Origin of the sequence: Sorangium sp. So ce375 (assembly GCF_051473855.1) — a bacterium.
Classification (GTDB): Bacteria; Myxococcota_A; Polyangia; order Polyangiales; family Polyangiaceae; genus Sorangium.
This window is the reverse complement of the sequence record NZ_CP150335.1, coordinates 10,049,723-10,071,063: the sequence shown is the minus strand read 5'-3', so window position 1 is coordinate 10,071,063 and position 21,341 is coordinate 10,049,723. Positions and strand designations below refer to the sequence as shown.

Annotated in this window: 12 protein-coding genes; 5 read left to right on the top strand and 7 right to left on the bottom strand. The window is 73.9% G+C overall.

Going from position 1 to position 21,341, the window contains the following annotated elements; translation table 11 throughout:
* Positions 1-446: 446 nt before the first annotated feature.
* The 5 genes from WME90_RS37585 to WME90_RS37565 all read right to left on the bottom strand — a co-directional run bounded on the left by WME90_RS37585 (position 447) and on the right by WME90_RS37565 (position 7,362).
* The gene (locus WME90_RS37585; RefSeq protein ID WP_437276891.1) at positions 447-4,409 is read right to left on the bottom strand and encodes an AAA family ATPase; all 3,963 of its coding nucleotides are present in this window, start codon (positions 4,407-4,409) and stop codon (positions 447-449) included.
* 97 nt (positions 4,410-4,506) lie between these two features.
* Positions 4,507-5,532 carry an MvdD family ATP-grasp ribosomal peptide maturase gene (locus tag WME90_RS37580; RefSeq protein ID WP_437276890.1) on the bottom strand — a complete coding sequence of 342 codons (1,026 nt, stop codon included), beginning with the start codon at positions 5,530-5,532 and terminating at the stop codon, positions 4,507-4,509.
* A complete protein-coding gene (locus WME90_RS37575) occupies positions 5,529-6,527 on the bottom strand; it encodes an MvdC family ATP-grasp ribosomal peptide maturase (protein WP_437276889.1) in 999 nt (332 codons plus the stop codon). The genes WME90_RS37580 and WME90_RS37575 overlap by 4 nt, the downstream gene beginning before the upstream one ends.
* Positions 6,528-6,572: 45 nt before the next feature.
* The gene (locus WME90_RS37570) at positions 6,573-6,809 is read right to left on the bottom strand and encodes a microviridin/marinostatin family tricyclic proteinase inhibitor (RefSeq protein ID WP_272103913.1); all 237 of its coding nucleotides are present in this window, start codon (positions 6,807-6,809) and stop codon (positions 6,573-6,575) included.
* A 337-nt stretch (positions 6,810-7,146) separates the two neighbouring features.
* Entirely contained in the window at positions 7,147-7,362 is a 216-nt protein-coding gene (locus WME90_RS37565) for a microviridin/marinostatin family tricyclic proteinase inhibitor (protein WP_437276888.1), read from the bottom strand.
* A 168-nt stretch (positions 7,363-7,530) separates the two neighbouring features.
* On the opposite strand from WME90_RS37565, the gene WME90_RS37560 reads away from it, so the two are divergent.
* From WME90_RS37560 to WME90_RS37540, 5 genes are all read left to right on the top strand, one after another.
* Positions 7,531-8,697, top strand: coding sequence for an HlyD family secretion protein (locus tag WME90_RS37560; RefSeq protein ID WP_437276887.1), 1,167 nt, complete (start codon positions 7,531-7,533; stop codon positions 8,695-8,697).
* Positions 8,694-11,711 (top strand): ATP-binding cassette domain-containing protein, encoded by a 3,018-nt coding sequence (locus WME90_RS37555; protein ID WP_437276886.1) that lies wholly within the window; start codon positions 8,694-8,696, stop codon positions 11,709-11,711. Before WME90_RS37560 ends, WME90_RS37555 begins: the two co-directional genes overlap by 4 nt.
* Positions 11,708-14,047 (top strand): ATP-binding cassette domain-containing protein, encoded by a 2,340-nt coding sequence (locus tag WME90_RS37550; protein WP_437276885.1) that lies wholly within the window; start codon positions 11,708-11,710, stop codon positions 14,045-14,047. Before WME90_RS37555 ends, WME90_RS37550 begins: the two co-directional genes overlap by 4 nt.
* A 419-nt stretch (positions 14,048-14,466) precedes the next feature.
* Positions 14,467-16,413 (top strand): malto-oligosyltrehalose trehalohydrolase, encoded by a 1,947-nt coding sequence (gene treZ, locus WME90_RS37545; RefSeq protein ID WP_437276884.1) that lies wholly within the window; start codon positions 14,467-14,469, stop codon positions 16,411-16,413.
* Positions 16,403-18,466, top strand: coding sequence for an amylo-alpha-1,6-glucosidase (locus tag WME90_RS37540; RefSeq protein WP_437276883.1), 2,064 nt, complete (start codon positions 16,403-16,405; stop codon positions 18,464-18,466). The genes treZ and WME90_RS37540 overlap by 11 nt, the downstream gene beginning before the upstream one ends.
* Before the next feature lie 195 nt (positions 18,467-18,661).
* On the opposite strand, the gene WME90_RS37535 is transcribed toward WME90_RS37540, so the two are convergent.
* Together WME90_RS37535 and WME90_RS37530 are read right to left on the bottom strand one after the other, a co-directional pair.
* On the bottom strand, positions 18,662-19,879 hold the full coding sequence (locus tag WME90_RS37535) for a cytochrome P450 family protein (RefSeq protein ID WP_437276882.1): 1,218 nt from the start codon (positions 19,877-19,879) through the stop codon (positions 18,662-18,664).
* A 169-nt stretch (positions 19,880-20,048) separates the two neighbouring features.
* The gene (locus WME90_RS37530) at positions 20,049-21,308 is read right to left on the bottom strand and encodes a metallophosphoesterase family protein (RefSeq protein WP_437276881.1); all 1,260 of its coding nucleotides are present in this window, start codon (positions 21,306-21,308) and stop codon (positions 20,049-20,051) included.
* Positions 21,309-21,341: the final 33 nt, after the last annotated feature.

Below are 21,341 nucleotides of genomic sequence, written 5' to 3'. Positions count from 1 at the left end.
TCAATCTCCCGCGCAAAATCGAGGACTGGAGCCGTCCTCCACCATTGAAATGCCGCTTCGAACTGAGGCGGTAGGGCGAATCGATCCGAGCCGTGCCGCCAGCCTCAGCGAAGAGATTGCAGAGGAGCTCGCGGGTGCCATAGATCACAAACTCCCGCCGGGGATCTTTCGCGAAAGGTTCGTCGTCGAGGCAGGCGCTGCATTCAAATGCAAGTCCCCGCGACTCGGGGTCATGGTGACGAAGCCATGAGGCCAACTCGCTCCGAGCTGCTCGTTGTCTACCGCTTCTACGCTCGGGGTATGCATGAAATCATGCGCATCTATGCGCCTCCCAACGAGCCGTTCTACGCTTGGCCCAGCTCGGGCGCGTGGACGGCGAGCGCAAGGCGAGCTGGGCGGCGCTCTCTCCGCGACGGCCAGCGCGGGCGCCAACCGCCGCAGGTCCGCTACCGCAGGCGGTGCTCGCGGAGCACGTCGGCCGGCACCGCCTCGCGCGCGAGCTCGCAGAGCCGCGCGTGGTGCGTGAAGAACAGCACCTGCGTCGTGCCCGCGAGCTCGCCGAGCACCGCGAGCGCAGCCCGGGCGCGGTCGTCGTCGAAGTGGATCAGGATGTCGTCCAGGATGAGCGGCATCGGCTCGCCCGTCCTGGCGTGGTGCTCGAGGCTCGCGAGGCGCAGCGCGAGGTAGAGCTGGTCGCGCGTGCCGTCGCTCAGGCCCGTCACGTCCACCTCGCGCTGCACCGGCGCCCTCGCCGGCTCCGCCGCTGCATCCTTCGGTGCCTTTGCGGGCTCCGCCGCAGCGTCATCCGGTGCCTTTGCGGGCTCCGCCGCAGCGTCCGCGGGCCCCCTCGCCGGCTCCGCGGCGTCCGCCGTCGCCGTCGCCTTCGCGGGCTCCGCGGCGGCGTCCGCCCTCGCGGCCACGGCCCCGCCGGCGCCCGCGCCGGACGGCGCCGCGCGGACGCAGCGGAGGCTCGCCTGCTCGCTCTCGTCGTAGCCCACCCGGAGGCCGGCGAAGGCGCCCAGGGTCAGGCGGTGGAAGAGCGCGCTCGCGCGCGCCAGGATCGGGCCCTGGTTGCGCTCGCGGTAGCGCTCGATCTCGCGCTCGAGCAGCACCGCGGCGAGGCGCGCCCGCACGTAGCGGCGCACCTCGCCGCGCAGGTGCGACAGGCAGATCTGCGCCTCCGCGGCGGCCTCCGCGGCGCCCACCGTCGCCCGGAGGTGCTCGCGCTCCTGCTCCAGGCTCCCGAGCGCCCTGTCGATCCGGCGGCGCTCGTCCTCGAGCGCCGCGAGGCGCTCCTCCGCGCGGTCGAGCTCGAGCGCGAGCGCGTCCCGCTCCACGCCCGCGGTCTCCTGCTCGAGCGCGGCGATGCCCGCGCCCTCGCCCGCCTCGAGGAGCTTGCCCTCGTTCTCGACGAGCTCGCGATCGAGCCGGCGCGCCTCGCGCGAGCGCTCCTCCGCCAGGGAGAGCGCGGCGACGTCGGCGGCGTCGTCGCCGCCGCGCGGGACGCCCGCCGCCTCGAAGAGCTTGCCCAGGCGCGCCTCGGCGGCCGCGCGGCGCGCCTCCTGCTGATCCAGCTCGCGGCGCTTGTCGGCAAGGCTCCGCGCGATCTCGCCGCGCTCGCGGAGATCGGCGCGCGCCTTGTGGTGGCGCTTGATCAGCTGATCGGCGGCCTGATCCGCCGGCAGCGGGGCGAGGTCCGGCGCGTGCCGGGACGCGAGCTCCGCGACATCGTCCGCGAACGCCCGGGCGTCGCGCTCCATGCCGCGCACCCGGCGGCGCTCGTGGGCGGCGCTGTCCGCCTTGCGGAACAGCGCGCCGAGCTCGTCGAGGATCGCCGTGGCCTCGTCCGCGGAGGCGTCGCCGGGCAGGCCGAGCGGCCGCACGCCCTCGGCCCACTCGGCCCGCCACACCTCGAGCGCGCGCGCGTGCTGCGCCTGCTCGCGCTCGAGGTCCTCGATCTCGCGCTCCAGCTCCTTGCGCTCCCGCAGGAGCTCCCTGCGCTCCCGGGCCGCACCCTCGATGGCCGCGAGCTCCTGCTCCGCGGCCTCGATGAGCGCGGGGAGGCGCACGGGCGCGTCCTCCGGCGCTCTGGCCGCGTCCGCGCGCGAGGCGCCCGGCGCGGCCGCGCGGGCGCCCTGGATCGCCGCGTGGAGCTCGGCCGCGTGCGCCTGCATCCGGGCCCGCAGCGCCTCGGCCTCGGCCTCCGCCGCGCGCAGCCGGTCGACCGTGGCGGTCAGGGCCGCGTAGCGGCCGAGCCAGCCGCGCATCTCCTCGGGCGACCGCGGGACGATACCGGCGGGCCCCCACAGCTCTAGCCACGCGGCCTCGGCCTCCTCCGCCCGGCGCGCGAGCGCGGCGCGCTCCGCGGCGAGCTGCGCCTGATCCGCCTGGGCCCGCGCCTCGTCCGCGAGCAGCCGCGCCAGGCGGGCCACCCGGTCGGCCTCGCGGCGCAGCCGATCGGCGAGGACGTCGGCGGCGCGGACAAGGTCGGCGTACTCGTCGGGCTTCCCCCGGGCGGCCGGCGGCTCGTCGCGCGCGGCGAGCGGCGGCCTGCGCCGCGCGCCGGGCGAGGCGGGCGTGTCCGTGCCGATGTCGAAGAGCGTGGCGGTGTGGATCGCCGCGGCGGCCGCGCGGGCGCCCGCCTTCGCCTGGAGGGCGCGCACCAGCGCCTTGAACGCGGCGTCCCGGCGCTCGCGCGCCTCCGCGAGGTCGGCCTCGGTGGGGACGGCGCCGGCGCGCTGGAGCGCGTCGATCTCGCGGGCGCTCTCGCGGAGGCGCGCCTCGACCTCGGCGGCGCGCTCGCCGAGCCGCTCGCGCTCGCGGCTGATCGCGCCCCACTGCGCGGCCGCCTGGTCGACCGTCTCGGGGAGCGGGACGGGCAGGGCGCTCGCCTCGGCGGCGGAGAGCGGCCGGCCTTCGGACGCGCCGCCGGCGTCGGGGCGCGTCCGCCTGGCGGCATCGACGTCAAGGAGCGTCCGCTTCGCGGCCGCGCCGAGGCCGAGCCGATCGCGCTGCGCGTCGGCGTCGCGGGCGAGCTGCGCCGCCGCGGCGGCGGCCTCGCGGAGGCGGTGCTCGAGGTCGCCCTGCTTCTGCGCGCGGGAGAGCGCGCCGCGGAGCGGGGCGGAGTCCTCGCCCGGCGGCAGCTCGGCCAGCCGGCGCGCGCAGGCGTCGCGCCGCGCGCGGTGCGCCGAGAGCAGCCGCTCCACCTCGCGCGGCTTGGCCTCGGCGGCGCCGCGCTCGCGGGCGAGCTTCTTGATGCGCGCCTCGGTCGCGACGTCGACGCGCATCGCCTCCAGCCGCTCGGGGTCGTCGCCGCCGGCGAGCGAGGCGTCCCGCCCGAGCCTGCGGAGGATCGCGCGCGCGTCCTCCTCGACGCCGTGGAGCTCCGCCCGGACCCGCGGCAGGTCGACGGCGGCCTTGCGGTGGCTCCCGAGCCGGGTCACGAGGCCGTCGATCGCGCCCGCGTCGAGGTCGGCGAGCGACGCGGGGACGTGCAGCGCGGCGTGGCGGGCCTCGAGCCCCTCGATGTCGGCGCGGAGCCTCGAGGCCTGGGCGCCCGCGTCGGCGGCGCGATCCTGGGCGTCCTCGCGGTCGCGCTGCGCGCTCTCGGGCAGCAGGACGACGTCGCCGAGGGCGGCGCGCCGGCCGAGGATCGCGCGCCGCGCCTCCAGCAGCGGGAGCACCCGGAGCGCGCGCCGGAGCCGCTTGTCGGTCGACCGGAGCGCGCGCAGCTCCGCGTCGACGCGCTCCTGCTCGGCCCTCTGCTCGTCGATCTCCTGCCGCTTGCGCGTCCAGTCCGCGGGCGGGTGAGCGGCGCTCCTCGCCCCGTTGCGGGCCACCTCGAAGGCCTTGATCGCCTCGTTGAGGGGGCGGGTCCTCGCCTGGGGCGTGAAGATCTCGTCCGCCTCCTGGCGGAGGGTGGCGAGCAGCTGCTGCAGCCCCGGCCCGCCGAGCCCGGCGCCGAACAGGCTCTGGCCGACGTCGCCCTTGCCCTGGAGCAGGGCCTCGCCGCCCTGGCGGAGCGTGTCGTGGGTGAGCCCGAAGGAGGTCCGGAAGAGCTCCTCCGTCACGCCGCCGAGCACCGGAGCGAGCGCGGCGTCGTCGAGGGGGTTGTCGTCCGGATCGCGGAGCGTCTTCACCCGCCCCTTGCGGCGGACGAGCGCGAGCGTAATGTCGCCCCTGCCCGCGAGCCGGCCGCCGACGCGGAGATCGGTGTTGTGGTGCAGGTGGGCGTCCGGCGTGATGTGCGGGATGCCGTAGAGAAGGCCGCGGATCGCCCGGAGCGCGGTGCTCTTTCCGGCCTCGTTGGGGCCGTAGACGACGTGGAGGCCCGGCGAGGGCGAGGAGAGGTCGAGCCGGAGATCCGTGAACGGGCCGAACGCGAGGAGGTGGAGCTCTAGGATCTTCACGAGATCGCTTGCCGGGCGCAGGGGGCGTTGCCCTCCCCTGAACGGATAGCAAGTGCGGAACCTCCGGGCTTTGTCAAGGCGCACCGCGCGCCACGGCTCAGCGGGGCTGCGTCACCGGGGCGTGGAGGAAGGCGCTCCACGAGCCGCGCCGCGGCGCCTTGCCGAGCAGCACCTCGGCGAGCGCCTCGCTGATCGGGAGCCCGGGGGTCCGCTCCAGCCAGAAGAACTCGCCGGACGGGTTGACCTCGAGGAATACGTGCCGGCCGTCCGGCGTGCGGAGGATGTCGAGCGCGCCGTAGTTGAGGCCGAGCTGATCCATCAGCCGGAGCACCGCCGTCTCGACGTCGGGCGGGAGCGTGTCCTTGCGCCAGGCGTCGATGAGCTCGATCCCTTGCCGCCGCCAGTCGACCTCGGCGCCGGGCGCCGCCTGCGAGTCGACAGAGGCCGTGAAGACGCGCTCGCCCACGACCGTCACCCGCAGCTCGCGCGCCTTCGGGATGTTCTCCTGGAAGGTCATCGGGCAGAGCGAGAGCCCCCGCATGTCCGCGAGGTCCTCGGCCCCGAGGGCGTTCGTGAAGACCACCTGCTCCTCGCCGTCGCGGTAGACGGCGAACGACGAGAGCATCTTGGCGATCACCCCGCCCGGGCAGGTCGCTGCGAAGGCCTGCGCCGCGTCGGCGTCGTTGGTCGTGAGCGTGCGCGGGGTGTCGAGGCCGACCTCGCGCGCGATGTCGAGCTGCACCTGCTTGTTCGCCGCGAAGCGCACCGCCGGCAAGGGGTCGACCTGCGGGACGCGGAGCGCCGCCAGCATGCCCTCCGCGGTCTGCTTCGCCTCCTGGACCGACGCCGTCCGGAGCTGTGGGTCCATCGACGACGGCAGCTTGCCGCCGTAGGCGACCCGGCGATACCAGACGGCGGTCACGTCGCCGAGGTCGAGCGCGCCCTCCTTGGTGGTCAGCGTGGAGCGGCCCGCCCCGGCCCCCGACGCCAGCGTGAGCCGCGCGCCCGCCGGGAAAGCGTCGGTGTCGAAGCGGAAGGCCCGGCCGCCCAGCCTGGCGATCGCGGCGGCGACGCGGTCGATGCACTCGTTGTCTTCGCTGTGCGTGATGATGAGGACTGTCACCGGTTCTCCGTCGGAGCGAGCAGCGCCTCCGCCAGCGCGTCGGCGATCGGCAGGCCGAGATCCCGCTCCAGCATGCCCCACTCGCCGGCGGGGTTCACTTCGAGAAAGACGTGCCGTCCGTCGGGCGTCCGGATGAGGTCGACGGCTCCGAAGACAAGCCCGAGGGCGCGCAGGAGCGCGCCGAGCTGCGCTTCGACGTCGCGCGGGAGGGCGTCCGGCTCCCACCCGATGCCGGCGTCGCTGACGTCCGGGTGGCGCCAGTCGACCGCGATCGCCTCGTAGCGGGTCGCGTCGAGCGCGCCTGGGAAGCACCGGCCGTCGACGCAGGCGACGCGCAGCTCGCGCGCCTTGGGGATGCGCTCCTGGAAGACCATGGGGCTCTGGCGCAGGCCGGAGAGGGCGTCGAGGTCGGCCTCCGAGACGGCGTGCGTGAAGACGAAGGGCGCGCCGCCGGAGAGGCTTGTCGAGAAGGGCGTGAGCATCTTGGCGACCACGCGCCCTTCGAGGCGCGCGAAGAACGCGCGGACCTCGGCCGGGTCGTTCGTCACCACCGTCTCGGGGACGCGCAGGCCGACCGACGCGGCCGCCGCGAGCTGGCGCATCTTGTCCTGGGCGCGCTCGTCGGCAGCCGGCGCGTTGATCCAGCGCCGCGCGGGGAGCCCGCTCAGCCAGCCGGTCAGCGCTGCCATCGACTCGCGCACGCAGGCGTCGCGGTACGCCTCGGGGATGCCCTCCCCGAGGCTCGGCGCCCAGAGGCGCCGGAGCCAGACCGCGGAGATCTCGTCTCCGTCGATCTCGACCCCGGCGTCCTCCAGGCGACGGCGTGCGCCGCCCGGCCCGAGCGCCGTCGAGAGAGTGATGTCGCGGGGGAATCGGTCGACGTCCAGGCGGACGGGGCGAGCGCCGCGCCTCCGCAGCGCCTCCGCCACGCGCCCGATCCCGAAGTCGTCCTGAGAGTGCGAGACCAGGAGGACGCTCGCGCTCGCGGTCGTCACGTCAGGGAACCTCTCTCGCACGGGCGCGGGCGGTCCATGCGGTGCTCAGGCCTCGTCGCCGTCCGACGGGTACTTCAGCGTGGTGAAGATGGGGTCTTTCCCGCCTCCCCCGCCGTCCTCTTGATCCGAAGGGTACTTCAGCGTCTGGAAGGGCGGCCTGCCGGCCTTGACGCCGGTACGGACGCGCTTCTGATCCTCCAGGAAGCGAGCGAAGAACGGCACCGCCTCGGCGTCATCCTTCTGCTCCTGCTGCTCGGGCTCACGGTTGTCGATATCGGCCATGGGATACCTCCAGATGGTTGCGTTGCCGCGGCGACGGAGCCGCCGAGGACAAGAGAGCTAACATAGCGAGCGGCCGGGCAGGGGAGCAAGCTCGCTGACAACCTTTGGCACGATTACGGCGGTTCTGGTTGGTGATTCCGCGATCCCGTGGTTCTGTGATTCCGCTACTGCGGCTATCTTTCAGTTTCGGGCGCTTTGTTGTGTTGAATCGTGTTGAGCTTGGTTACGCGTGGTTCCGCATGGTTACGGCGCGGCACGCGCTTTGGATGGCGATCGCGCGGTCTCGCTGAGTTCCGCTCGGCCGCGGGCGGTCAACCCGCCGCGCGGTGCTCACGGTTCACTTGTAGACCGGGTCGTCGTCGCCGTCGGAGGGGTACTTCATGGTGACCATCTCGTCCCGATCCGAGGGGTACTTGAGGGTCTGGTAGATCCCGCCGGCTTTGACGCCGGTCCGGATGCGCTTCTGATCTTCGAGGAAGCGAGCGAAGAAGGGCACCGCCTCCGCTTGCTCGTTTTGCTCGCTCTGCTCGGGATCACGATCGATGTCAGCCATTGGAAACCTCCATATCGATGTATTGCCTTGCGGCGGAGCCGCGGACGACAGGATTCATTCGATCGGCCCGCGCTGCACGTGAAGTTTTGCCAGGCTCATCGCCTTTATTCGGGCGTCGGGTGCGACTTCCTGCGCATCCTTCGCTCGTGTACCTTGGCGCGACCCCCCATGCCCGCCGGGTTCTCACGCTCGATCCACGCGATCGCGACCGACGGCCATCGCGGCTCGATCGCCGGCGCCGCGATCGGCGCGCTCCTGCTCGGAGGCTGGCTCGCGTGGTTCTTCCTCGCGCGCGTCGGGCAGTACGAGGCGAGCGTGAGCGCGCGCCTGGAGGTGGGGCGGGCGGCGCACCGCGTCGAGGCGCCGCTCGGCGGGACGGTCGCCGCGGTCCGCCTCGACCTCGGGGCCGAGGTCGCCGCGGGCGACGTGCTCGTCGAGCTCGACGTGGAGCCGCTCCGCCGCGACATCGACGACAAGCAGGCGAGGCTCTCGGCGATCGCGGGGCAGATGGGGCCGCTCCGGGCCGAGATCGCGGCGCGCTCGCAGGCGCTGCGCGACGGGGCGGAGGCGGCGCGCGCGCGCATCGACGAGGCGAAGGCGCGGCTCAAGGAGGCGGAGGCGGGCGCGCGCTTCCAGGAGCTCGAGGCGGAGCGGGCCGTGCGCCTGCGTCACGACGGGCTCGTGTCCGAGGCCGAGGCGGCGCGGCTCGCGGCCGAGGCGCTCTCGAGGCGCTCGGCGACCGAGGCGCTCGACCGCGCCGCCGCGCGGGCCAACGTCGAGCGGCGCACCGGGCAGAGCGAGCAGCAGGCCGAGCTCGCGCGCCTCGACCGCGAGGCGGCCTCGCTCGACGGCGAGCGGCTCGTGCTGGAGGCGACGATCCAGGGGCTGCTCGCCGAGATCGAGCGGCGCAAGATCCGCTCGCCGATCGCCGGGCGCGTCGGCGAGATCGCGCCGCTCAGGGCCGGCTCTTTCGTGCGCGAAGGCGACGTCGTGGCCGCCGTCGTCCCGCCCGGAGAGCTCAGGGTGATCGCGGAGTTTCCGCCCTCCTCCGTCGGGCGGATCCGCGCGGGGCAGGCGGGGCGCCTGCGCCTCGACGCGTTCCCCTGGACCGAGTACGGCACGCTGGCCACCACCGTCGAGCGCGTCGCCAGCGAGGCGCAGGAGGGCCGCATCCGCGTGGAGCTCGGCGTGCGCCCCGATCCCGCGTCGCCGATCCCCGTGCAGCACGGGCTCCCCGGCAGCGTCGTCATCGAGATGGAGCGCGTCTCGCCGGCGTCGCTGGTGCTGCGGGCGGCAGGGCAGATCGTGAGGGTCCGCGGCGGAGCGGGCGGGTGAGCCAGGGGGCGGCGAGCGCCGATCCACGATCCGCGGCGGAGCGAGCAGCGAGCGCCGATCCCCGCCGCCGAGCGCCGAGCCCGAAGCGGAGGCTGCTCGCGCCGGAGGTGGTGCAGACCTCGGCGATGGATTGCGGGCCAGCGACGCTCAAGTGCGTGCTCGAGGGCTTCGGCATCGGCGTGAGCTACGGGCGCCTTCGCGAGGCCTGCCAGACCGACGTCGACGGCACCTCCATCGACACCCTGGAAGATCTCGCGGAGCAGCTCGGGCTCGTGGCCCAGCAGATCCTCGTCCCCCCGGAGCACGTGCTCCTCGACGAGGCCCAGGCGCTGCCCGCCCTGGCGATCGTGCGGCAGTCGACCGGGCCGCTCCACATCGTCGTGATCTGGCGCCGGCACGGCGGCCTCGCGCAGATCATGGACCCGGGCACGGGGCGGCGCTGGGTCACGCGACGGCAGCTCGAAGCCGAGCTCTACCAGCACGAGCTGCCCCTGTCCGCGGCGGACTTCCGCGCGTGGGCCGCGAGCGACGGGTTCACGCGGCCGCTCGGGCGCCGGCTCGCGTGGCTCGGCGCAGGGACGCGGTCGATCGAGGCGGCGCTCTCGGACCGGGACTGGCGCGCGATCGCCGCGGTCGACGCCGGCGCGCGCCTCGTGACGTCGCTCGTGCGCTCCGGCGGCATCGGGCGCGGTCGGGAGGCCGCGCGCGTGCTGGGCGCGCTGATCGAGCGGGACGCCGGGGCCGCTCGGGAGGAGATGATCCCGCCCGCCTTCTGGACGGCGCGCCCGGGGCCGGCCGGCCCGCGCGGGGAGGAGCTGGTCCTCACGCGGGGCGCCGTGCTCGTGCGGATCCGCGGGCGGCGTCAGCCAAGCCTCGCCCGCGCGCAGGCAGGCCGCGACGCCGCGCCGAGCGCCGCTGCCCCTGCGCCGCCGGTACGCGCGGAGGGGGATGTTCGCGGCGAGGCGGATGCTCGCGGCGAGGCCGCCCCTCGTGCCGAGGCGGCCGCTCGCGAGGCGCGCCTCCCCCCCGACCTCGCGGCCGCGCTCGCGGAGCGCGAGATCCAGCCCGCGCGCGTGCTGCTCCGGATGATCCGCGAGGACGGCTTGCTGACGCCCGCCGTGCTCGCCGGCGCGCTCGTGCTCAGCGTCACGACGGTGGTGCTGGAGAGCCTCCTCTTCCGGGGCCTGCTCCAGATCTCGAACGATCTCGCGCTGTTCGAGCAGCGCCTCGCCGCGCTCGCCGCCCTCGTCGCCTTCCTCGCGGTGGAGCTCGCCCTCGATCTCTCGCTGAGCACGGGGATGATCCGGCTCGGGCGCCACCTCGAGGTCCGGCTGCGGATGGCGTTCCTCGCGAAGATCCCGCGCATCGGCGACCGCTACTTCCAGAGCCGCCCGGCCTCGGACATGGCGCAGCGCGGCCACAGCCTGCACGTGCTCCGCGGCCTCCCCGCGTTCGGCGGCCAGATCGCGCGCTCGGCGCTCGACCTCGCGGTCACCACGGCGGCGATCGTCTGGATCGATCCCGCGAGCGCGCGCCTCGCGGTGCCGGGCGCGGCGCTCGCGCTCGTGTTGCCGTTCGCGGGGAGCCGCGTCCTCGTCGAGCGGGACCTGCGCGTCCGCACCCACGCCGGCGCGCTCACGGGCTTCTACCTCGACGCGCTCCTCGGCCTCGTGCCGATCCGGGCGCACGCGGCGGAGCGGGCCGTGCGCCGCGAGCACGCGGGCCTGCTCGGGGAGTGGGCGCTCGCCGGACGCGCGCTGCTCCGCGCCGCCCTCGCCGTCGACGGGGCGCAGGCGCTGCTCGGCTTCGCGCTCGCCGCGTGGATCCTCGGCGATTTCCTCGCCCGCGGGGGCGCCCTCTCGCGGGCGCTCCTGCTCTTTTACTGGGCGCTCGCGCTGCCCGCCATCGGGCAGGCGCTCGCGAGCACGCTGCTCCAGTACCCGGCGCACCGCAACACGGCGCTGCGCCTGCTCGAGCCGCTCGGCGCGCCGGAGGAGCCGCGCGCCGGCGTCCCCTTGCGCGCGCCCACCGCGGCGGCGCCGGCGGCCCCGCGCTCCGCCGGCGGCGCGGGCTGCGCGATCGCCTTCGAGCGCGTGCGCATCCAGGCGGCCGGTCACGTGATCCTCGACGGGGTGGATCTGAAGATCGCGGCGGGCAGCCACGTGGCGATCGTCGGGGCCTCGGGCGCGGGGAAATCGAGCCTCGTCGGGGTCCTGCTCGGGTGGCACCGGGCGAGCGAGGGCAGGGTGCTCGTCGATGGCCGCCCCCTCGACGGCGAGCGGGTGCGCGCGCTGCGCGAGGAGACCGCATGGGTCGATCCGGCGGTCCAGATCTGGAACCGGTCGTTCCTCGACAACCTCCGCTACGGCGCGCCCGACGACGCGGCCGACTTCGGCGCGGTCGTGGACGAGGCCGAGCTGCGCGAGGTGCTGGAGCGGCTGCCGGAGGGGCAGAAGACCCTGCTCGGCGAGGGCGGGGGGCTCGTCTCCGGCGGCGAGGGGCAACGCCTGCGCCTCGGCCGGGCGATGCTGCGGGGCGAGGCGCGGCTCGCGATCCTCGACGAGCCGTTCCGCGGCCTCGATCGCGAGCGCCGCCGGGCGCTTCTCGCCCGGGCGCGACGGCGCTTCCGCCGGGCGACGCTCCTGTGCGTCACCCACGACGTCGGCGAGACGCGAACGTTCGAGCGGGTGCTCGTCGTGGACGGCGGGCGCGTGGTCGAGGACGGGGCGCCCGCCGAGCTCGCAGCGCGCCCCGGCTCGCGCTACCGCGCGCTGCTGGAGGCCGAGGCGGCCGTGCAGCGAGGGCTCTGGTCGAGCGGCGGGTGGCGCCGGCTGAAGGTCGCGCGCGGGCGCCTCGCCGGAGCGGCGGGCGAGGGCGCCGGAGCGGCGGGCGAGGGCGCCGGAGCGGCGGGCGAGAGCGCCGGAGCGGCAGGCGAGAGCGCCGGAGCGGCAGGCGAGAGCGTCGGAGCGGCGGGCGAGAGCGCCGGAGCGGCGCCAGAGGGCGAGCGGAGGTGACCGCTGGGGCGCAACCTGGGTGGGGAGCCCGGCCGGACGGCGCAGAGGCGCAACCCGGGTGGGGAGGCCCGCCGCAACCCGGGTGGGAAGGCCCGCCGCAACCCGGGTGGGGAGCCACGCCGCAACCTGGGTCGGGGGCCCGGCCAGAGGAGGCGGTCGACGCGCTCGGCGCCCTCGAGTGGCCAGCGGAGCGCCTCGGCGACGCGCTCGAGGCGCTCGCGGCGCAGGGCGGCCTCAGCCCGCGCGCGGTCGCGGCGCCCGTCCCGACCGCGGGGCACCTCCGCAGCGCGGACGCGCTCGGGGCGTGGATCGATCAGGCCGCGGCCTACCTCGGCGTCGAGGCGGAGCCGATCGCGGCGCGCTACGACGAGATCGGCGAGGCGCTGCTCCGCGTCGCGCCCGCGATCGTGTGGCTGCGCGACGGCGGGACGCCTCGCTTCCTCGCCGTCGTGCGGCGCAGGGGGCGGGACCTCGCCGCGCTCCGCGCCGACCGCTCCACGGCGCGCGTTCCGGTCGAGGCGCTCGCCAGCCGCATCTGCCGCCCGATCGAGGCCCAGGTGCTCCCGGAGATCGAGCACGTCCTCGCGCGCGCAGGCGTGCCGGCGCGGCGGCGCGGCGGCGCGCGGCGGGCCCTGCTCCGCGAGCGCCTCGGGCCCATCCTTGTCGACGGCATCTGGAGCCTGCGTCTGCCGCCGGGCGCGCCGATGGCGCGGCAGATCACGGCCGCGCGGGTCCCGCGCCGCCTCCTCGGCCTGCTCGCCGCCCACGCGTCGGCCTACACGCTCTGGATCCTGGTGTGGATGACCGTCGGGCGCAGCATCCTCGACGACCACCTCGACGAGGGGTGGCTCGTCGCCGGCGCGCTGCTGCTCGCGACGGTGGTGCCGCTGCGCCAGCTCATGGCGTGGCTGTCCGGCCTGGTCGCGATCGACGCGAGCGCGCTGATCAAGCAGCGCCTGCTCTCGGGCGCGCTCGCGCTCGACGCCGAGGAGGTGCGCAGCGAGGGCGCGGGCCGCTTCCTCGGCCGCGTGATCGAGTCCGAGGCGATCGAGGGCCTCGCGATGGGCGGCGGCGTCGCGGCCGTCGCGTCGGCGTTCGAGCTCGCGGCGGCGGCGGCCGTGCTCGCCCAGGGCGCGGCGGGCGCGCTCCACGCGCTCCTGCTCGCCGCCTGGGCGGTCCTGGTCGTGGCGCTCTGCGTGCGGTTCTACCGGCGGCGCGCGCGCTGGACCGCCGCGCGGCTCGCGATGACGCACGACCTCATCGAGCGCCTGGTCGGCCACCGGACCCGCCTCGCCCAGGAGCGCAGCGGCCGCTGGCACCACGGCGAGGACGAGGCGCTCGCCCAGTACCTGCTGCGGTCGCGCGAGATCGACGGGAGCCAGATCGAGCTCGGCGCGCTGATGCCGCGCGGCTGGCTCATCGCGGGCATCGCCGGCCTCCTGCCGCCGTTCCTCGCGGGCGCCAGCTCCGCCGCGGCGTACGCGGTGGCGCTGGGGGGCGTCGTGCTCGCGAGCCGCGCGCTCCAGGGCCTGTCGGCCGGCCTGTCGAGCCTCGCCAACGCGGCGATCGCGTGGGAGCAGGTCTCCACGCTGTTCCAGGCGGCCGCCCGCGGCGGGGCCCCGCCGCCGCCGCTGCCGCCCGACGCGGGGCGAACGCCGCCCCGCGCGCCCGAGATCGCCGGCGGTCCGGTCGGCGCGGGGGACGCGGGGAACGCCGAAGCCCGCGCGACGGTCCTCGAGGCGCACGAGCTGTCGTTCCGGCACAAGGGCAGGGCGCGCCCCGCGGTGATCGACGTGTCGCTGCGGATCGCGGCGGGCGACCGCGTCCTGCTCGAGGGCCCCTCGGGCGGCGGGAAGTCGACGCTGAGCGCCCTGCTCTCGGGGCTGCGCGCGCCCGACGCGGGGCTGCTGCTGCTCAACGGGCTCGACCGCCACATGCTGGGCGCCGCCGCGTGGCGCCGCCGCGTGGCCGCGGCGCCGCAGTTCCACGAGAACCACGTCCTCGCCGGGACGTTCGCGTACAACCTGCTGATGGGCAGGCGCTGGCCGCCGAGGCCCGATGACATCGAGGAGGCGGAGGAGATCTGCCACGAGCTCGGCCTGGGCGAGCTGCTCGGCCGGATGCCGGGGGGGCTGGAGCAGGCGGTGGGCGAGACGGGCTGGCAGCTCTCGCACGGCGAGCGGAGCCGGCTCTACATCGCGCGCGCGCTGCTCCAGGGCGCCGAGGTCGTCGTGCTCGACGAGAGCTTCGCGGCGCTCGACCCCGAGACGCTGGAGCGCGCGCTGCGCTGCGTGCTGCGGCGCGCGCGCACGCTCGTGGTCATCGCCCACCCGTAGCCGCGGAGGGCGCGCGGCGGCGGGCCCCTCCGCGGCTCGCTCGCGGACGGCGCGGCGCCGCCTCGCGCCATGTGTGCAGGCGTCCGAGGACGCGTGGCGGCCCATCGCTTTCGGGATACGTGTCGCAAGGTCGTCGAGCCCCCATCATGGCCTCTCCCCGTCTCGCGCCGTCGCCCCCTGTCTCGTGCTGTCTCTCTCTGGTCCACGACGCCATGGAGTGGGCCGCGCGGTCCAGGGCGAGCTCACGTCGCGCAATTTCGCCACACAGGCAGCGCGGGCCCCGATGTCGGTTCAACCCTGATCGCTCTCAGGCAACTCCGTAAAGCGCGTTGCTCTCGACGGCCAAACAGCAGCAGGTGCGTTGTCATGATGCACATCGGTGCTGGACGTCATCTGTGTTGCGCCTAGAATTCATTTCAATGCCGGAGCTCAAGATGGAGAGGCGGTTGCCGGTCGGCGCCGAGGTGCTCGCCGGGAGAGGAGTGCACTTCCGTGTCTGGGCGCCAGCCCGGCGCAGGGTCGAGGTCGTCCTCGAGGCCGGGCCGGGGAGCGGCGAGGCCGCCCCGATGCGGCCCGAGGAGGGCGGTTACTTCGCGGCGCTCGTCGCGTCCGCCGCGCGCGGCACCCGGTACCGGTTCCGGCTCGACGACGGCGAGGAGCTCTATCCCGATCCCGCCTCGCGGTCGCAGCCGGAGGGGCCTCACGGGCCCTCCGAGGTGGTCGATCCCGGCGCGTTCTCATGGAGCGATGCGGCATTCCGGGGCGCCCCGCTGAAGGGGCAAGTCGTCTACGAGATGCATGTTGGCACCTTCACCCGGGAGGGCACCTGGGAATCCGCGGCCCGCGAGCTGCCCGAGCTCGCGCGGATCGGCATCTCCCTGATCGAGCTGCTCCCCATCGCCGAGGTCCCCGGGCGCTTCAACTGGGGGTACGACGGCGTGAACCTCTTCGCGCCGACGCGCCTCTACGGCAGCCCGGACGACCTCCGCCGCTTCGTGGACGCGGCGCACCGCGCCGGGATCGCGGTGATCCTCGATGTCGTCTACAACCACCTCGGCCCGGACGGCAACTACCTCGGCCAGTTCTCGGCGGATTACTTCACCGAACGCCACAAGACGGACTGGGGAGCGGCGATCAACTTCGATGGCCCGCGATCCGAGGCCGTGAGGGAATACTTCATCGCCAACGCCGGCTACTGGATCGACGAGTTCCACCTCGACGGGCTCCGGCTCGACGCGACGCAGAACATCTACGATAGCTCGAAAGACCACATCCTCGCCGCGATCGGGCGCCGCGTCCGGGAGGCGGCGAAGGGCAAGGCGACGTTCGTCGTGGCCGAGAACGAGTCCCAGGAAGAGTGGCTGATCCGCGCCGCCGACCGGGGCGGCTACGGGCTCGACGCCATCTGGAACGACGACTTCCATCACAGCGCCAAGGTGGCGCTCACCGGCCGGAACGAGGCCTATTACACCGATCACGAGGGCTCGCCTCAGGAGCTCCTCTCCGCCCTGAAGCACGGGTTCCTCTTCCAGGGGCAGCGCTATCAGTGGCAGGGGCAGCGGCGAGGGACGCCGGCGCTCGGCGTGGATCCGGCCCGCTTCGTCCTCTTCCTGGAGAACCACGATCAGGTCGCCAACACCGCGCGAGGCGAGCGGCTCTGTCGCATCGTGAGCCCGGGCAGGCTCCGGGCGATGTCGGCCGTCCTGCTCCTCGCCCCGGGGACACCCATGCTCTTTCAAGGGCAGGAGTTCGGGTCCTCGGCGCCGTTCCTCTTCTTCGCGGACCACAACCCCGAGCTCGCCCCGCTCGTGCGCAAGGGCAGGGCGGAGTTCCTCGAGCAGTTCCCGTCCTGCTCCCTGCCCGAGGTCCGCGACCAGCTCGACGATCCGAGCGACCCTCGGACGTTCGAGCGCTGCAAGCTCGATCTCTCCGAGCGCGAGCGCAACGCCGGCATCTACGCGCTCCACGAGGATCTCATCGCGCTCCGCCGGCGCGATCCGGTGATCGCGGCCCAGCGCCCGCGCGGCGTCGACGGGGCCGTCCTCTCCGCCCACGCCTTCCTCCTCCGCTACTTCGGCGACGACGGGGACGATCGGCTGCTCCTCGTCAACCTCGGGCGCGATATCCATCGAGGCTCGTTGCCAGAGCCGCTCTTCGCCCCGCCGCCGGGGCGCCGCTGGGAGACGTCGTGGTCCAGCGAGTCGCCCCGCTACGGGGGCCAAGGCAGTCCACCTGTCATCACCGAGGATGGCGTCCACATCCCGGGCGAGGCGGCGATCCTCCTCCACCCCGTGGTCGGGACGCCGGTGCCCGAGAAGACGAGCGCCAACCCGCGCCCAGAGGAGCCCAAGAAGAATGCACGCTGACGAGATCTGCCGGAGGATGGTCTGGTCCCGGGGCGCCGCCCCCGCCTCGCAGGACGACGCCGAGCACGGCTCGGACCCGCTCACGCGGGAATGGCTCGTCACGAACGGGCTCGGCGGTTACGCGTCGGGCACCATCTCCGGCGCGGTGACCCGCCGCTTCCATGGATTGCTGATCTCCGCGCTGCCGGCCCCCCTCGGCCGCACCATGATGCTCAGCGATCTGTCCACCCGGATCCTCACCGCGGACAACAAGGTGGTTCAGGTGGGCGGTCAGGAGCCCTGGCTCGACGGCGGCGCCGCGCAGATCATCGATCTCGCCGAGTTCCGCCTCGAGGCCGGGCTCCCGGTCTGGCGCTACGAGGGCGCGGGGATGGCGATCGAGCGGCGGCTCCTCTTGCCGCACGCGCAGAACACGGTTCATGTCACGTACACGCTCGTCGAGGGGAAGGGGCCGGTCCAGATCGAGCTCCAGCCGTGGGTGAACTTCCGGCCGCACGAGGGCGCGCTCGATCGGCCGGTGGCGGGCCCCTATGCGCTCACCGTGATCGAGGATCGCTACGAGCTCGCGTCGCCGAGCGACCTGCCGCCGCTCCGGCTGAAGGTCCAGGGCGCTCGGGCCGAGTTCAGGATCGACAGCGCCCGCCTGCGCAACGTGCGTTACCGGATCGAGCAGAGCCGCGGATACGACGCGGTGGGCGAGTTCTACAGCCCTGGCCGCTTCAGCCTCGAGCTCAAGGTCTCCGGCAGCGCGACCCTGATCGCGTCCACGGAGGCGTGGGAGACGATCAACGCCCTCTCCACCGACGAGGTGCAGCGCGCCGAGCGCAAGCGCCGGACCAGGCTCCTGCTCGCGGCGACGCCCGAGGTCCGCACGGGGCCCGCGGCGGAGCTCGTCCTCGGCGCCGATCAATTCCTCATCACCCCCGCGGGCCGCGTCGAGGACGCCGCCCGCGCCCGGGCCGCCGGGGACGAGGTGCGCACCGTCATCGCGGGCTACCACTGGTTCACCGACTGGGGCCGGGACACCATGATCAGCCTCGAGGGGCTGACGCTCGTCACCGGGCGCCACTCCGAGGCGGGCTACATCCTGCGCACGTTCGCCCATTACGTGAAGGATGGGCTCATCCCCAACATGTTCCCGGAGGGCAAGAACGACGGGCTCTACCACACCGCCGACGCCACGCTCTGGTTCTTCCACGCGCTCGATCGCTACCTGACGACCACGGGCGATCGCGAGACGCTCCGGCTCGTCCTCCCCACGCTGATCGATATCGTCGAGCACCACACCCGCGGGACGCGCTTCGGGATCCGCGCCGACCCGCAGGACGGCCTGATCCGCCAGGGGGAAGAGGGATATCAGCTGACCTGGATGGACGCCAAGGTCGGCGATTACGTGGTCACGCCGCGCCGCGGGAAGGCCGTGGAGATCAACGCGCTCTGGTACAACGCCCTGCGCCTCATCGAGCGCTGGGTGCGCGAGGCCGACGGCGACGGCGCGGCGAGGCGCTACGGCGCGGCCGCCGAGCAGGTCAAGGCGTCCTTCAACCGGCGCTTCTGGTCCGATAAGCTGGGCCATCTCTACGACGTGATCGACGGCGAGCAGGGCACCGACGACGCATTCCGGCCAAACCAGCTCTTTGCCATCTCGCTGACTCATCCGGTCCTCGATCCCGCGCGCTGGAAGGGGATCGTCGATCAGGTGAAGGAGCGGCTCTGGACGCCCGTGGGCCTCAGGTCGCTCGCCCCGGGACACCCGGATTACAAGCCGAAGTACTTCGGCGACCTCCGCGCGCGGGACATGGCCTATCACCAGGGCACCGTGTGGGGGTGGCTCATCGGCCCGTTCATCGACGCGTGGCTGAAGGTGTATCCCGCCGATCGCGCCGGCGCGCGGGGCCTGCTCGAGGGCTTCGCGCCGCACCTCGACGAGGCCTGCGCCGGCTCGATCAGCGAGATCTTCGACGCCGAGCCGCCCTTCACGCCCCGCGGGTGCGTCGCCCAGGCGTGGAGCGTGGCCGAGCTGCTGCGCGCCTACGCCCGGACGGCCCCCTAGAGCGGCGGTCACCCGCTTCGGATACGGGCCCATCTCGGCGTTTTCGGTGCTCAGCGCACCGGAGTGCGCTTCCGCGCCGAAAACGCCGATCTGGGCCCGTCTCCTGTGCGGGTGACCGCCGCTCTGCTCTGCATGGTGCAGAGGTGGGCGGAAACCGCTCTAAAACTCCCAACAATAATGAGGGATTGGTCCGCTTCAGAACTCCACAGGCACCGCCACCGGGCCGCGGATCAAGGGCCATTCGCTCCACGCGATGTCGCGCGGCGAGGCGGCGAGCTCGATCCGCGGCAGCCTCCGAAGGAGCGTCGAGAAGGCGATCGCCGCCTCGATCCGCGCGAGCGTCGCCCCCAGGCAGAAGTGGATCCCGCTCCCGAAGGCGATGTGCCGGTTCGGCGAGCGGCCGATGTCGAAGCGGTCCGGATCGGGGAAGTGCTCCGGATCCCGGTTCGCGGCCAGGATCCCCGCCGAGACCGCTTCTCCCGCCGGCACGCGGGCGCCGAACAGCTCGATGTCCTCGAGCGGCCAGCGGAGCGTCGAGAGCTCTGCCGGCCCCTCGCAGCGCAGCACCTCCTCGACCGCGGAGCCGATGAGCCCGGGATCCTCTTCGAGCCGACGCCGCTCCGTGGGGTGCGAGAGAAGGAGCAACATCCCGCTCGCGATGAGGTGCACGGTGGTCTCGTGGCCCGCGACGAGCAGCAGGAACACCATGCTCGAGACCTCCGTCGGGCTCAGCTTGTGCTCCTGCTCCTCGGCGAGCAAAAGGCCGCTGATCAGGTCGTCGCGCGGGGCCTTCCGGCGCGCCTCGGAGAGCGCCAGGAAGTACGCCGTGAACTCCTCCACCACGGGCTGCGCGCGCTCCACGAACTCGCGATCTTTCGTGGGCGCGAGGAAAACCTTGGTCCACCGGCGGAACCGGTCGCGATCCTCGAGGGGGAGGCCGAGGAGCTCGGTGATCACCGCGATGGGGAGCGGAAACGCGAAGTCTGCCACGAGCTCCATCCGGCGCCGGTCGATCACGGCGTCGATGAGACCGTCCGCGATCGACTGGATGCGCGGGCGCAGCCCCTCCATCATCCGCGGCGAGAAGGCCCGCTGGACGACGGCCCTGAGCCGCGTGTGATCCGGCGGATCGGCGTCGAGCATGTGTCGATCCAGGCTGGATGAGCGCTCGCTGAGCGGCAGGTAACGCCGGCGCACCTCGGCGGGGAGCTTGCGGAAGTCGCGGATCAGGCGTGAATCCTTGAGGAGCTCCACGCAGTCGTCGTAACCCACGGCCATCCAGATAGGCACGTCGAGGCGGGGCTGGACGAGGCGATGCAGGCGCCCCGCGGCCCGCATGCGCGCATAGATCGCGTGCGTCTCGGCGCGGCCATTCGGACGGAACAGCTCCGGAAAAGCGCCCTGGTCGACCATGATTCCCCCGTTTCCTGACGTCCGGCCGTTCGAGGCGCCGCGCGCGTCACGCCGGATTGCGGGGAGTGCATGGTGGAGAACCGCGCGCCGTCAAGCGGCGGCCGGAGCGCTGCGCGCCGTCGAGCCGCGGCGTCGGATCTCGGGCGCGCCGCGGGAGCGCGCTCTGCCCTCAGGGCGCGTCGCTCGTGCCGAGCAGCCGCGAGATCAGCGTGTGCTCCACGTCGTCGAGCGCCTCGCGCAGGAACGCCGGGTCGTCGAGGCGGATCGCGTCGTCCCCCTCGCGCGCCTCGGCGGGGAGCTTGTTCCTGAGGCTCGCGAACTCGCGCAGCAGCGAGGACAGGCCCGCCTCGTCGTCGCGCAGCGACCGCAGCGACCGCGTGAGCTGGCCGATCGCGTCGTCCCGCTCCTCCAGGGCGCCCACCTGGAGCGGCGAGATCGTCCGGGAGAGCACGCGCTCGATCCAGAGCGCGCCGCCGAGATCGTTCGCGATCGCGCGGATCTGCCCCGTCCAGCGCTCGAAGTCGGCGCGGAGCGCGGCGTGCGCCTTCGTCGCGCCGCACAGGAAGACCCGCGCGGCCAGCGTGCGCCCGTCCGCCTCGGCCAGGCGCCGCTCGAGCTCCTCCCGCGTCAGATCCACGATGTCGTCGGCGCTCGCGGCCGGGGAGAGATCGACCTCGCAGGCGCACCAGCGCACGACGTCGAGGGGACGGTGCTCGACCGAGGTGATGCGGCCCTCGTCCACCGCGACCAGGAGCGCGCCCTTCTCGCCGGTCTCGCGGGCGTGGCGGCCCTGGAGGTTGCCGGGAAACGCGATGTACGGGTCGCGCGAGAGCACCTCCCGGGTGTGCACGTGGCCGAGCGCCCAGTAGTCGTATCGCTTCCCGATGAGGGTGTTCAGGCTGCAAGGAGCGTAGTTGTCGTGGCCCTCGCGCCCGCCCAGGCAGGTGTGGAGCATGCCGATGTTGAAGAGGCCGGTACGCGCGTCCGGATAACCCGCGGCGAGATCGTCGGTGACGGCCTTTGTCGCGAAGCTCTGTCCGTGGACGGCCACCCCGAGCCGATCGAAGACGATGGATTCGGGGCGGCGGGGATCGAGCCGCCGGGCGTTCTCGGGGAGCTCCAGGTGACGCGTGATGTTGCTCTCGGCGTCGTGATTGCCATAGAGGAGCACCACCTCCACCTTGGCGGCGCGCAGCCGGGAGAGCTGTGCGGCGAAGAACAGGCCGGTGCTGTAGTCCTTCCAGTCGCCGTCGTAGATATCGCCGGCGAGGAGCAAGAGATCGACCTCCTCGGCGAGGCAGAGGTTCACGAGGTTCTCGAGCGCGCGGCGGGTGGCCCCGCGGATCTGCTCGACGGGGGCGCCGGGGTAACGGTCGAGCCCGCGGAGCGGGCTGTCGATGTGGAGATCGGCGGCATGGACGAACTTCATGGGCTGGCGCGGCACCAGCGTAGCCGCTTCTCA